At 39.2% G+C, this 13,950-nt stretch carries 14 protein-coding genes; 1 reads left to right on the top strand and 13 read right to left on the bottom strand.

Translation table 11 applies throughout. From position 1 onward, the window contains the following. Positions 1-382: 382 nt before the first annotated feature. From JKP71_RS01330 to JKP71_RS01310, 5 genes are all read right to left on the bottom strand, one after another. Entirely contained in the window at positions 383-1,138 is a 756-nt protein-coding gene (locus JKP71_RS01330; protein WP_373298593.1) for a M15 family metallopeptidase, read from the bottom strand. Continuing rightward, positions 1,135-1,824, bottom strand: a complete 690-nt coding sequence (locus tag JKP71_RS01325; protein WP_200406739.1) for a histidine phosphatase family protein — start codon at positions 1,822-1,824, stop codon at positions 1,135-1,137. Before JKP71_RS01325 ends, JKP71_RS01330 begins: the two co-directional genes overlap by 4 nt. A 112-nt stretch (positions 1,825-1,936) precedes the next feature. Then, positions 1,937-2,191 (bottom strand): hypothetical protein, encoded by a 255-nt coding sequence (locus tag JKP71_RS01320; RefSeq protein ID WP_200406738.1) that lies wholly within the window; start codon positions 2,189-2,191, stop codon positions 1,937-1,939. Between the two features lie 25 nt (positions 2,192-2,216). Continuing rightward, positions 2,217-3,554, bottom strand: coding sequence for a PFL family protein (locus JKP71_RS01315; protein ID WP_200406737.1), 1,338 nt, complete (start codon positions 3,552-3,554; stop codon positions 2,217-2,219). A gap of 114 nt (positions 3,555-3,668) precedes the next feature. Next, positions 3,669-3,932, bottom strand: a complete 264-nt coding sequence (locus JKP71_RS01310) for an ACT domain-containing protein (protein ID WP_075524577.1) — start codon at positions 3,930-3,932, stop codon at positions 3,669-3,671. A 188-nt stretch (positions 3,933-4,120) separates the two neighbouring features. On the opposite strand from JKP71_RS01310, the gene JKP71_RS01305 reads away from it, so the two are divergent. Continuing rightward, positions 4,121-5,059 carry a UbiA family prenyltransferase gene (locus tag JKP71_RS01305; protein ID WP_200406736.1) on the top strand — a complete coding sequence of 313 codons (939 nt, stop codon included), beginning with the start codon at positions 4,121-4,123 and terminating at the stop codon, positions 5,057-5,059. 49 nt (positions 5,060-5,108) lie between these two features. Here JKP71_RS01305 and JKP71_RS01300 read toward each other — a convergent pair whose 3' ends face one another. The 8 genes from JKP71_RS01300 to rnr all read right to left on the bottom strand — a co-directional run bounded on the left by JKP71_RS01300 (position 5,109) and on the right by rnr (position 13,841). Next, the gene (locus JKP71_RS01300) at positions 5,109-5,372 is read right to left on the bottom strand and encodes a hypothetical protein (protein WP_200406735.1); all 264 of its coding nucleotides are present in this window, start codon (positions 5,370-5,372) and stop codon (positions 5,109-5,111) included. Positions 5,373-5,388: 16 nt separating this feature from the next. Beyond that, a complete protein-coding gene (locus tag JKP71_RS01295) occupies positions 5,389-6,672 on the bottom strand; it encodes a glycosyltransferase family 2 protein (protein ID WP_200406734.1) in 1,284 nt (427 codons plus the stop codon). Further along, the gene (locus JKP71_RS01290; RefSeq protein ID WP_200406733.1) at positions 6,669-7,208 is read right to left on the bottom strand and encodes a hypothetical protein; all 540 of its coding nucleotides are present in this window, start codon (positions 7,206-7,208) and stop codon (positions 6,669-6,671) included. Before JKP71_RS01290 ends, JKP71_RS01295 begins: the two co-directional genes overlap by 4 nt. 11 nt (positions 7,209-7,219) lie before the next feature. Further along, a complete protein-coding gene (locus tag JKP71_RS01285; RefSeq protein WP_200406732.1) occupies positions 7,220-7,897 on the bottom strand; it encodes a hypothetical protein in 678 nt (225 codons plus the stop codon). Between the two features lie 42 nt (positions 7,898-7,939). After that, entirely contained in the window at positions 7,940-9,292 is a 1,353-nt protein-coding gene (locus tag JKP71_RS01280) for an FAD-dependent oxidoreductase (protein ID WP_200406731.1), read from the bottom strand. A gap of 321 nt (positions 9,293-9,613) precedes the next feature. Then, positions 9,614-10,672, bottom strand: coding sequence for an exonuclease/endonuclease/phosphatase family protein (locus JKP71_RS01275; protein WP_200406730.1), 1,059 nt, complete (start codon positions 10,670-10,672; stop codon positions 9,614-9,616). Between the two features lie 83 nt (positions 10,673-10,755). Next, positions 10,756-11,340 carry an isochorismatase family protein gene (locus tag JKP71_RS01270; RefSeq protein WP_200406887.1) on the bottom strand — a complete coding sequence of 195 codons (585 nt, stop codon included), beginning with the start codon at positions 11,338-11,340 and terminating at the stop codon, positions 10,756-10,758. 53 nt (positions 11,341-11,393) lie between these two features. Then, positions 11,394-13,841: a ribonuclease R gene (gene rnr / locus JKP71_RS01265; RefSeq protein WP_200406729.1), complete on the bottom strand. Its 2,448-nt coding sequence runs from the start codon at positions 13,839-13,841 to the stop codon at positions 11,394-11,396. Between the last annotated feature and the right edge of the window lie 109 nt (positions 13,842-13,950).

Below are 13,950 nucleotides of genomic sequence, written 5' to 3'. Positions count from 1 at the left end.
ACAATAAAGGGATAAAACGCTGACATGTCGATTTGCTTTTGAAAAAGGAGCAGGAAATAATCTAACAAAAGAAATCCTGCTATCACTTCGAGAAGGACAAAAGTTACCCGCCAAAACTTTAAGAGTAAAAAGAGAAGGGCTACAAGAATGACTAAGAACACCAAGCTGCGCCAACTCAAGAACGAAAAGTGCCAGCGAGCGGTAAGGTTTGTTGTATTACTAGCAAAATTATTAAAGAAATCTGTAAAAAAATTAGGGTAAGTTTTCAACTTTTGGACACAAAGCAGGACCGTGTAAAGAAACAAACCCACATTAACAGTAAGTAATAAGCGTATCTTAAGTAGCATTCTTTCCTCTAAATTCTTACCTGCATAATCCATCTTTAATCAGGGAGCAAGCTTCGATATTCTTCAAGCGTCAAATGATGTGTCGTCATGTATTTAGCGTTTTCGACTCCCACATAACGAAAATGCCAATCTTCATAGTCTACTCCTGTAGTAGATTTTTTATCTTTGGGAAAACGCAAGACAAAACCATAATCAGGCGCTAGTTCTGCTACTTGTTGAGCTACAGTACTCTCATTTAAACTATCAATATCACTCATATCAATAGCAAGACCTGTATTATGCTCAGAGCTTTCAGGAGGTTGGGAGTAAGTCTGAACATTTTTTATCGCTTGCTCTCGCGAGATCGTCGATCCATCCGTATTTACGGTGCCATGCCCTTCCATCTCATCTTTAATGTAACCTTCGTAAAGAGTATTCTGATAAGCTACTGAACGATAGCCAGAGATGAGATGTTCTGCAGGTGAAATTTTCTGTGCAGCAGCAAGGAACTGTTCAGTTGACTGGACAATTCGCTGGTCTACTTGAATATTACCAACCGTCGCTAAATCAGGATTCATTTCAGGCTGAGGAGAATCCCTACTGACGAGCACAAGTTCCCAATCTGAACGTTTCGCATCGGGTAAGTCTTTTAAGAGAGCAGCATTTTTATTAGTTTGTGCTGTTCTCTCGTGTGCACTTTGTGCTGTTTCTTTTTTGGTTGAGCTGCTACTCGAAAACAAGATGGCTGCAATCACTGCGGCAATCAAAAGAACAAGTAAAGACAAACTCAGGAGAATCCGTTTTTTCATTATTTTGTTAATATTTTATTTCCTAACTCACGGTAACTCATATCTCCGACTTTTCCAACAGAAAATTTTCCATTTTCATAGGTGAGATGAGTGACCGATCCATTATCTAAGCCGTGAGGCCTTGGGAGCTCAGGGCGAATCAATTTTACAAAAGAACCAATCGTCATGCCATGGCTGACAATAACGATATTGTTGGCGTCTGCTGCTTCTGACTCTTTAGCAATGTCTGTAAAACCTTCTAAAATCCGACCAGATAATTGTTCCCACGTTTCAGCCCAACCTGCTGTATCCACAGCATAGATGGCATTAGCTACTTTCTCATCATCTGGGAAACCTTCTTCTAAACTACCATTTTCAGCAAAGATACGCGGTAATACACCGTCAAAAAGTTCTCCATCATAGCCGCCATCAAATGATCCAAAGCACCACTCCCGTATCCGTTTATCAAAGCGATAGGGGATGCCTTCATTCTCAGAATTGGCTAAGATAAAACCCATGGTTTGGATGGTCCGACCCGAATCAGAAGAATATGCCCTGTCGAATTTGATTCCCTTCGCCTTAAATCCCAGACCCAATTCGGTGACACCCATTTCCCCAGCTGCTGTCAGTGGCGTATCTGACCACCCCTGCGCACGGCCAATTGTATTAAACATTGTTTTTCCGTGTCTTACTAAGTAAATATTAACCATAAGTCTTCCCCTTTGCTTTTTCACGTTATCACTCATTAAAAAACTCTTATGAATGAGTAACCAACTCTCTTTATTATAACAAAAGATTAGAGCGTTTTCATCTTTTTTTTAGTTATAAGATGGTAAACTCTCTGTTGAATCGTTTTTCTGAGATAACTTTAATATCACTTTTACCTAAGTAAATGAGGTAATCGCCCACGCGTGCAGCACCACCAAACATCAGGCTAAAACGCAGTTGCTCATTATCCCTAGGGTTCCAAAAACAAATTTGTTGATCGAATAAATGTTGAACCCACTCCTCTAGAGGTGCTTCATCATGTTTTACTTGCCAAGCTTTGACAATCCGTTCGCCCATTTTTACTTGCATTTTTACCTCTTCATTTTGAAATGTATTAATTTTTAAAAGAGTGGATAGGCGCTGGAATTTGACCGCCACGAGCAATAAAATCTGCTGACGATGCCTTGTTTACTCTCATAACTGGAGCAACACCGAAAAGTCCACCAAATTCAATTTGTTCGCCTTCTTTGCCCATAGGAATAATCCGTACTGCTGTCGTTTTTTGATTAATGACCCCGATAGCGGCTTCGTCAGCAATCATTGCCGCAATGGTAGATGCCGGTGTTTCTTCAGGAATTGCAATCATATCCAAGCCAACTGAACAAACACAAGTCATGGCTTCTAACTTTTCAATATTCAATGCCCCAGAATTGACCGCGGCAATCATCCCTTCGTCTTCTGAAACTGGGATAAAGGCGCCTGAAAGTCCACCAACACGTTCAGCTGCCATAACTCCGCCTTTTTTCACGGCGTCGTTAAGCATTGCAAGAGCGGCTGTTGTTCCATGAGTCCCAACAGTTTCAAGTCCCATTTCTTCCAAAACGCGTGCAACCGAATCGCCGATTGCTGGTGTAGGTGCAAGTGATAAATCAACTATTCCAAATTCAACATTAAGTCTTTCTGAAGCCATTTGACCAACAAGTTGACCAATTCTGGTAATTTTAAAAGCTGTCTTTTTAATGGTTTCGGCTAAAACATCAAAAGATGCTCCACGGACTTTTTCAAGAGCACGTTTAACTACACCAGGTCCTGAAACTCCAACATTGATAATCGTATCTGCTTCCCCAACTCCATGAAAAGCTCCTGCCATAAATGGATTGTCTTCGACGGCATTAGCAAAGACAACAAGTTTGGCATTGAGCCATTTATCACCTTTAGACATGATTTTGATGGTTTCACCCATATCTCGAACTGCTGTCATGTTAATTCCTGTTTTAGTTGAACCAACATTTACCGAAGCACAGACGCGCTCAGTTGCTGCTAGAGCTTTAGGCATTGATTTAATCAAAATTTCATCACCTTTTTGATAGCCTTTTTGCACAAGAGCAGAATAGCCACCAATAAAGTCAATGCCAATCTCTTTTGCTGCACGGTCCATTGCAAGAGCAAGTGGTGTGTAATCATCAGCAGCTGTTGCTGCCCCGATAATTGCAATAGGTGTTACAGAAACACGTTTGTTGACAATTTTAATACCGAGTTCATGTCCAATCTCGTTACCTACTTCAACAAGTTTTCCTGCTTTTTTGACAATTTTTTGATAGATTTTTTCAGCTGCTTTATCAATATCAGCATCGATACAATCAAGAAGACTAATTCCCATTGTAATTGTGCGAATGTCGAAATTTTGTTCTTCGATCATCGCAATTGTTTCTTTAATATTTTGAATATCCATTAGTATTAAATTTTTCCTATGTAAGTTACTGATAGCTCCATCAGTAGCTTTTTCTCTTTTTTTCTGCTCTGTACATCTTTTTTCTGTCTCATTTACTGACGGCTTCGTCAATCCTTATAACTTATGCATGGCATTAAAAATAGCTTCGTTTTGCACATGAACCGTGACGCCAAGAGCTTCTCCTTGACGGGAAAGTTCTGCTTGTAACGCTGTAAAATCACTATTTTCAGTCTCAACAACCATCATCATCGTAAACGCACCACTCATTAAAGTTTGCGAAATTTCGATGATGTTGGCATTAAGTTCTGCTAAGGTTGCAGTTACGCCTGCCACAATCCCAATTTTATCCGTTCCTACCACTGTTACTACTGCGCGCATCTTTGTTCTCCATTCAAAATTTTTATTTATATTATATCATTTTGTTTCTCTGTTTTGCTGACCTCACCCAAAGAGGATTTTTTTATTTTTTTATTCATTCGGAAAATCAGTGCATTTTTACACTGACCAGCTGGTCAGTGCTGACGAAGTATGAATTATCAGTGATATTTTGCTATAATCAGCTTATTATGAATTTAAAAACTTTCCTTAATTTCACACGGATTCAAACACTTCCTGCTGCCGTATTATCACCTCTCGCAGGTGTTTTATACGCTTTGTGGTATTTTAAAAGTTTTCATTGGCTCCCGACACTATTTTTCTTTCTCGGACTTGCCAGTATTAATCTTTTTGTCAGTGCGTGGAACAATCTAATGGACTACCGTAAAGCCTTAGATCCGGAGTATAAAAAATGGAATATTATCGTGGCTAAAAACATTAATCCTCGGCTAGCTTTCAAGCTTTGTATTTCTTTTTTGGTTTTTGACGTTTTGGTTGGACTCATTGTCCTCTATTTGACTAATTGGGCTATCTTGCCTTTGGGTGGGCTTTGTTTCCTTATTGCCATCTTTTATACTTATGGCCCTTTTGCATTTTCTCGTTTTCCTCTCGGTGAAATTTTAGCTGGACTGTGTGAAGGCTTTTTTGGTTTTTTCTTAGCAGTCTATATCAACTCTTACGATAAAGGCTACTTTTTTATCCGTTTCGAAGGATGGAAAATGACCTGGATTTGGGATTTTAAGCTCCTTTTTCCGCTGGTCTTAATCGGTCTTATGTGCTTTGCTCAAAACTTTAATATTATGCTTAGTGACAACCTTTGTGATTTAGAACAAGATATTCGGAATCAGCGTTATACCTTGCCTTATTACTTAAAAACTCCTGCTAGTTTGACCTTGTTTACCGGGATGTATGTACTTGCGGGGCTGTGTATTCTCGTTAGTATTCTTCTGGGTATTTTACCTTTATGGACTTTACTTATGCTGCTTATCCTCTTTAAGCTAATTCCTAACATCAAAACTTTTAGAGCACGCCAAATCAAATCTGAAACTTTTCATCTTCAAATTGATAACCTCATGCTTTTCAATGGTGCACTAGCGCTCTCGCTTTTTCTCGCCCTACTTTTTGATTAAAAGCACAAAACTTTTTAAAAAACTTTACTCCGTTTTGAGCAAAGTTTTTTTAATGCTTGAATAATTGAAAGAAAGTTTCAAAACCTAGAAAAAGTAAAATTAAACCAATCAAAACACTCATTAATAAGCTCCCAAGGAGGTCTTTTTTTCTGTGTTGATGTTCCTTTTTGGCTGAAGCCTTTTTATTTTGCCCAAATACTAAAAAGGTTAAACAGATTCCCACAGCACATAAACCCAAAAGGAGCGTCCGGGCGAGCGGCGTCGTAAAAAAATCACTCTGCAGCCAAATTGCTGTATCTCTGAAATTTTTCATCGCGTCCCCCCTTTTTTTATTTCTTCATTTTTGTGCGGGTTGGACTGACCCATGTTCCTTCACCAGAAAATCCAAGTACTCCTTTGATTGCAGGGATAAAAGTTGTCGCAATGGTTATCGTGTTCATCTGCCAATACCAAATCATATAAGCGGGGGCAAAAAATAGATACTTCATTTTCGACCCATGATTATCTAATGCACTTGATGCAATAAGCTGCCACACTCCCACTAAAGTCATAAAGGCCGAAAAAACAAAGGCCATATCTAAAACATAGAGCAACTGGTCAAAATTATTAGTCAACACCAAGACAAAAACGAGAAAAATAAGCCAAAGTGAGAAAAAAAGGTAACAAAAACTCCAAAGGATACTGCCAGTTTGATCTAAAAGCAGGATTAATTTTGGAAAATTTTTGATAGGATGTTTCATAATGCGCCAAAAATTCGTCAACCAAGCCTCTGTGCCCCCTTTTGCCCAACGTTTACGTTGCTGGTAAAGCATGTTATAAGTATTAGGAACGTTCATATAAAACATGATTGCTGGTGCAAAGATAGCGCGCCAACCATTAAACTGTTGATCCCAGGCGATTGAGATATCCTCTGTCGCTCGGTCTTGTCTAAAACCACCACAATCCATAATCGCATCTTTACGATACATTGTATTCGCTCCAGAATAAGCATACATTGTCCCTAAAACCCCCATCTGGGAGCGTTTAATCATGCCTACGATGCTAGAAAATTCAACGGTTTGTGATTTTTCGACCAGTAAAGAACGGTTTTGGACATCCGCATTAGCTGTTACAGCAGCAACATTCTGACCGCCTGGACCTAGAAAATAGTTCATATATTTCCACAGAGCATCCGGAGAGGGAACGATATCAGCATCGTTACTTAAAATATAATCCCCTTTGCAAAAAGAGAGGCCAATGTTAAAAGCATGCGCCTTTCCCTTATTCTCATTAATTCTTAATACCCGTAGTTTTTCGTACTTTATACTTAAACGCGCTAATATCTCGGGACTTGTATCGAAAGAACCATCATCACAAACTAGCACTTCATAGTGGTGGTATTCAAGTTCATTCATTAAATAATCAATCGTCTCCTCAATCATCACTTCTTCGTTATGACAAGGAATCATTATCGTAATCAACGGTTCTTCAGCTTCAACTAAGGGCCGAAAATCTCGCTCTAGGTATTTGCCAACATAAAGTGTCCGATAAAATAAACCGCCGACTGTCCATGCGATTGTGCCTACGATGGGGTAAAACATTAAAAGTTGTGTGAAATGCAACAAAACAGTCATTTTATCTCAACCTTTCCTGCTTTAAATAAGTCTGGAACAAGTTGATTGGGGAGATTTTGTTCACGCTCAACCACATAATAACGTGTTGCTTCTCTAAAGGATTTGGCACCAAAACGTGTCTCATACATCCTTTCCATAATCTCTTTTCGCTGGTTCATTTTTTGAACGTTAAAAGTTGCTTTTTGAGGGTAGACTTTTTGTTCTAAAATGTTATTACGCCATACCAAGGCCAAGCTTGCTACTAAAACAATAACAAAGAGATACAAAATAATTTCATTCAAGTGCCGCGTTAATAAAAAACTAGCCTCATAATTCCAGTGCAAATAATGCCAAACGTGATGATTCGTCAAAAAAGTGATAAAGATACCAATAGGAAAAATCAAAAATGCTAAAAAACAGACATTCACGATTATTTGTCGCGTCTTTAACCACCAATGCCCAGTCTCAAAAAATTGATCTTGCACAAAATTTTTGACCTGCTGTTCACTTTGCTGCTTTAGAGCGACTTTTTTGTTTAACTCTTTCTTCATCTTCATATTGATTCACCTCATTTCAAAAGCTTATTAAGGTAGGCCATGCGGTTTTGTAGATAATCTCTTTCGCGCTGCAGGAAGGTAACACGAGGGACAAGATGATGATAATGTCCCGTATGTTTCAGTTCCAACTCGAGTGCGTAGACCGCTTCTTTCATAAAATCAGCTAATCCTTTCTCAAAATAACGAATAAGTAAAGGCAGGATTTCAGTACACAGGTAAAGCTCTGGCACGCGCGGATGAGTGAAAAGACTTTTTTGAACAATCGATTCGGTGTGCTCATCAATCTTTTTGATATCGTCTAAAAGTTCTTTTTTTAAATCATGTGTTAGCTTTTTTCTCAGGGGTTTTACAAGGTGTAAATGCCACAGTTGATGCATCAACAAAAAGCAAAAGATAAAGATGAATAATCCTAACATTAAAAGACTAAACATACGCAATACAAAACCCTGCAGATTCTCTCTCAGTACAAGCTCACTCCCAATATCATTAGACGGGCTAACCAAAATGATAAGGAGTACCGTAGGAAAAAGGAGGGCGACGAGAGAAACGATACGTGTTTCACGACTTGCCCGTTGTTCTAAAAATGTACGGATGCGTTCATTACGCAAATAAGCATTATTTTCTAGCACCTTCAATAGCTCTACAGAAGCATAACAATAATCTAAGTCGCTTAACCGTGTTTCTACCACGCTTGTTCCTCACTTTCTCTAGCCCACTTTCGGGATCACTTTTCACCTTTCCTTTATACGGACTTCATCCGCTAAACGTTTTACAAAACTCTGAGGGTTGTTATAAGTCGTTCTAAAATGAAAATCACTGTATTCGAGGCTTTCAATTGACATGTCATTTTGAATCGCTAGTGAGATAAGATCCGCCTGTTCCGCAATTCCTTCGACATTTCCAAAACATTGATAGCCTAGGATCTTATGTGTCTTTTTTTCATAAACTAACCACGAATCTACATAGTCGTGAGTATCAACGATTACATCTCGGATACTCACAATTGCAGCAGCAAAACCTTCACTTTGGGCCTTTGCAAGATTTAATCCAGTCACGGCAAGTATGTGTCTACTACCAAGGGTAAATTTATAAGTACTTTGTGTGGCAGGAACTTTTCTTTGAGGTTTTCGTAAGTTGAGTGCCGCAATTTCACCTTGTCTAAGGGCGTCACTAGCGTGCGAAAGATAACGTGCAGTTTTCATGTTTTTTACTTGAGTTGTCGCACAATCTCCAACGGCAAAGACGTCCTCTTGACTAGTCTGCAAATAATCATTGACTACAATTGCCCCTTTGTCCCCTAAGTCAAGTTGTTCTGCCACCAGAAAACTATTGGGAAGAAAGCCAGTGGCATAGATTACCCCATCAGCTACAAACTGCTTTCCTTTTTGCGTCTGGATGTGACTACTTTTACGAGCGCTTTGTTCATCAGCTTCTTCCGTTATAGAGTGGACGATTTCGTCTGTAAAGACAGTAACACCCCTTTCTTCTAAACTTTTACGAACTCTATCTGAGACTGCTTCATCAAGATAATTATGAAGCAGATGGGAAGAAGAATGAAGCAAGGTCGTTTCAATGCCTCGAGCACTCATGACCTGAGCAAGTTCTGTACCAATCGCCCCTCCACCTACAATTAAGACACTATGAGCTTCTTGCATAAATTTTTTTAATTTTTCAGCCTCATCAGCTCGCTTGATAATAAAAAAGTTTTTTCCTACATAACCTTGAGCCAAGGGCAAACTTGGAGAGGAACCCATCGCTAATACAAGCTTGTCATAGGTCACTTCTTCTTCAAGTTCTTGGGATAAATCAAATACTTTTAGTTTTTTCACTCCAAGATTTAACTCAACAACAACCGTTTGAGTAAAAACCTGAATCTTTAAATTTTCAAGTTGAGCTTTTGTCTGTTCATTAAATAAATAACTGAAATCCTGATGTCCTAAAAGATAGCGAGGTATATTTTGTGCAGCAAAGCCAATGCTCTTTTGTCGCTCATAAAGGACAATTTCGCTGTCTGGATACTCTGTACGGGTTTTTATCGCACATGCTACTGCTGCATGGGCGCCGCCTACTATTACAACTTTCATCCTTTCTCCTGAGCAGGTGTCTTGTTTCTATCTTACCTTGCCTTTTCTCTTTTAATTCTTGTAATCATTATAACTTATTTCTTACGTTTTTGTAACTAAAAACCTTTTAAATTACTTTTGTTTATTTTAAAATACATTGAAGTTTCTTGAAGTTTTCGCAACTGCTATTTTGTTCAAAACGTGGTTAATCTCCCTCTTTTCCTCCTCATCCCCTCATCAATGCTTTCAAAAAAATAAATCCCCCTTATCATTTAATATTATAAGGGGAGGTCTTCTCATTTTATACTAATAAAAAAAAGATAGCATAGCTATCTTTTAGCGTTACGGGTTGAGTTGAAAGTCGATGGTGACGGGTTGATGATCCGAAGATTTAAATTGGTTATCAACGGTTTGAACTTTCAATGCTTTAATATTATCGGAAACGAGGAATCCATCAATTATCCCAAAGGTATTTTTAGGATTTTTTTGATCATAAGGGACATCCAATGACCTTACTGTCGAAGCATTTGTTGGAGCTACGACTCGCATCCCTTTAGTTAGATGATCGGTAGGAAAAGCTTTCATCCACGTCAGTTCAGGATGAGCCTTTCCAGCCAACGCATGGTTATAATCTGCTCCACAAATTACATAATCACCCGCATCAACATATTCTTGCATCTTATCAAATAGGGTTTGCAGTTGTTCTTTTTGAATCTTTTGATCCTTGATGAAAGCTGACATGTGCGTATTGAATATAACAAACTTTTTATTCGAATTTTTGATGGGTAAAATATTGACGTTGAAAGCTCTATCTAGGTCAAAAAACTTATTGAAGTTTGTCTCAATAGGAAGACGATAACGCTCTGCCTGCTCAATTTTATATTTTGAATAGGTCATAATCCCAGATTTTGCTTTACCAATCGGCTTAGTCACAGGGTAAAAAAGGTAGGCTGAATCATAGTTTTGCGTCAATACCGTTGTGTAATCTTCCAGAGCTTTACGAACCATTTGAGGTTCGTTGACTTTACGGCTGCGATCTCCTTGCCAATCAATCTCTTGAATGTTACCAAAATCAGGATTTTCTTTTTTGATTAAGCGAATATCCTCTTCAATGGCGTTAACCACGGCAGCTCGGCTATAAGCGCGAACATCTGGGCCTCCATCCATAAAAAAGCTAAAAGAGGGTGGATAGGAACCGTAACCGATATTAAAGGTCATCATTTTGTAGGTTTTCCCCTGTTCTACAACCTGAGTTTGAGGATTTTTAATCCTCTCCTGGCTCTGGTCGGGCAAACGATGGTATTGCCCAAAAACATAAATCAAATAGCCAATAGCGCCCACAAGAAGTAGCGCGAGTAAAAGGCCCACAATTTTTCCAATTTTGAATATGATCTTTTTCATTTTTATTATGTCTAACTTTGAAGAGTTATTCCCGCTCATCGAAGCTTGAAAACTCGATTTTTAATGTGGTGGCTATGAGCGACTCACTTACCTGGACACATGTCCAAAATTTGCTGTGTTGTCCGCACGCGGCCGAGTCTTGGAAAAATATTTTCCATGATCGCAGTATGGAGCTCTCCATTGAAGTCTGTCATCGCATCTTCTACAGCAATGACCTGATAACCATGCTGAAAAGCTTCACGCGCTGTGGTGTCACAGCCAATAGTCGTTGCAATTCCAGTGAGGATGATTTGATCAATCCCTCTTCTACGTAATTGCACATCTAAATCTGTTCCATAAAAAGCTCCCCAGTTATGTTTTGCGACATGGATAACGTTGTGAATTTCTTGATCATAAGCTTCTTCCATAACAAATTCGGCATAATCTGTTGGCAAAACTTGTGGCGTAGTATTCAGTGTATCCGTATGGGGGTGAAGCGTTTCAGGCCCATAGTTTTTGACATGAACAAAAACGATAAGTGCTTCGGTATTCTTAAAAGCTTCGACTAATTTTTTGTTTTTTTCAATTACAGCTTGAGCAGAATATGGAGTAAAACCTGTACGTCCAGCGATTCCTTTTTGCAAATCAATAAGGACCAAGGCTGTTTTCTTTAACTCTAGATTAGACATCTCTTTTTTCCAACTTTCATCAACTCTATTTTTCTTCTGTTTAATCATTCACATTACTTTTTATGTGTTTTTTTGTGTCCAGCAGTCGCTTTCTTACTGACAGACTTGTCAGTAAATTTTCCTTTTGCCGCTTTGCTATAAAAGGGTTTCTTCCCTTTTTTCTTTTTACGAGCCACATATTCAGCATCCTGATCGGACTTTGAGCCTTTTTTATCTGAGCTGACCGCTCTGTCAGTCTTCTTTTTATGAACTGATTTTACTTTTATGTCTTGTGATGACTTCTGACGGCGTTTATTATCTGACTTTTTCTTGACTTTAGCATTTTTATCAATGACGTCAAGCTCAGAAGGAAGGTAGGCAAAATCAATGTCACCGGTTATTTTATCAGCTTTAACGACTTTAATTTTGATGGGTTGTCCAATCTTAAAGACTAAACCTGTACGTTCTCCCACAAGGGCTAACATCCGTTCATGAAAGGCGAAGTAGTCTCCTTTTAAGGTTGAAATATGGACAAGCCCTTCAATTGTATTTTCAAGTTCGATAAACATACCAAAACGTGTCACTGAAGCAACTACACCGGTATATTCTTCGCCAACATGGTCGACCATGAACTCGGCTTTTTTCATTTTTTCAACTTCGCGCTCAGCATCCACAGCACGTCGCTCACGATGACTAGAATGTTCAGCAATTTCAGGAATTTTTTCTTCCCATTTTTGTAAAACTTTAGCGGATTTTTTACCCTCGCCGATTTCACGGATTAAGCGATGCACTAACAAATCGGGATAACGGCGAATTGGCGAAGTAAAATGGGTATAATTTTCGGCAGCCAGTCCAAAGTGTCCTTCATTGTTTTCTGAGTATCGTGCTTGTTGCATACTCCGTAAAAGCATGGTCGACAGTACCATTTCACCCGGTTGACCTTTAATCTTTTTCATAAAGGCTTGGAGTGCTTTTTGATCAATCGAATTTGCTGTAGCTTCAATTTGCATACCAAAAGTTCCAGCAAAATCAATGAAGCGTTGTAAGCGATCAGCTTTAGGCTGCTCATGGATCCGATAGATGAAAGGCAAATTATGGTTTTCGAAATGTGTTGCTACAGTTTCATTGGCTTCTAGCATAAACGACTCAATCATTCGCTCTGCAATGCCCCGGCTTCTTTTTCTAATTTCAACAGGTAGCCCTTTATCGTCAACAATGATTTTAGCCTCAACGGTTTCAAAATCAATGGCCCCACGACGTTTACGCATCGCTTCCAAAATATGATGAAGCTCTACCATAATTTCAACAGAATCAGCAATCTTAGCATACTTCTCCAGAGCTTCTGGGTCTTTGGCGATCATCTGATTGACCTCATCATAGGTCATGCGTTCGGTTGTTTTAATCACAGATTGTGAGAGCTGATAATTTACCACTCGCCCTTCAGGAGTAATTTCCATTACACAAGATTGAGTTAATCGATTAAGACGTGGATTCAAAGAACATATCCCATTTGACAGGCGCTCGGGTAACATAGGGACGACGCGATCTGTCACATAGACAGAAGTCCCGCGCTCGTAAGCTTCTTGGTCAAGTGGAGAATTTTCCGTGACGTAATGTGAGACATCAGCGATATGCACGCCAAGTTCAAAATTACCATTTCCTAAACGTTTAGCATGTACGGCATCATCAAGATCCTTTGCATCTGCTCCGTCAATCGTGAAAGTGATTTCGCCACGATAATCTACACGGCCTGCGATTTCACTTTCTGGCACTTCTTCAGGAACAGCCTCAGCTTGTGCGAGTACTTCCTGTGGAAATTCGGAAACAATATCCATCGAAGCCAATACCTCAAGAACGTCGATTCCTTGCTCACCTGATTGTCCTACAATCTCTGTAACCACGCCCTGCATGGTTTCTGGGAATTCGGAATCTGGATAATGGGTAATTTCGGCCCTTATAATTGCTCGATCTTCAGGAATTAAGCCTTCCTCACTTAGATACACACGATAAGGCACTTTTTTATTACGGGATTTCACAAAACCGATAAGCCCCGTCTCTGCGCGCTCTTCTTTATCGAGCGCTACAAAAGTTCCAACGACTTGATGCAGTTCATGTTTCGTGATTTCGACAACATGACCTTCAGCTGATGTTCCTTTCAAAGCATTGGCATTTTTATCCAATTCAATAAAAACTTCATCACCTTCAAGTGCAAAGCCAGTTTGCCCCCTTCGGATAAAAACGTCTGGTTCTTCTGCATCAATATTAACAAAGCCAAAGCCAGCAGCATTTGCACGAAAAGTTCCGGCAACTACTATTTTAGCTTCTTCTTTGGGTTTGAGTGCGACTTTTCCTTTATTGGTAAATTGAATCAAGTGCTCAGCTTCTAGTGAAGCCAAAGTCTTGACAAAAACTTTGTAGTCTTTTGATTTGTTCATATGCAAAGCAGCGGACAATTCTTCCACTGACAAGGCGGTTTTTGGACTATTCTCAAGGTAGTCCATGATTATTTTTCTAATACTCATTCTCTTTCTCTTCTGGGCTCATGCTTTTGATCACTTCATGTTGAGCCTCTTTCATTTAAATCTCTGTCAGTGGTATTAATCATTTTATCAGCCGAGGCCACTGATAGAA

The organism is Lactococcus taiwanensis, from assembly GCF_014905395.1.
GTDB lineage: Bacteria > Bacillota > Bacilli > Lactobacillales > Streptococcaceae > Lactococcus > Lactococcus taiwanensis.
The sequence above is the reverse complement of the archived record's forward strand: the minus strand, read 5'-3'. Positions and strand labels throughout refer to the sequence as shown.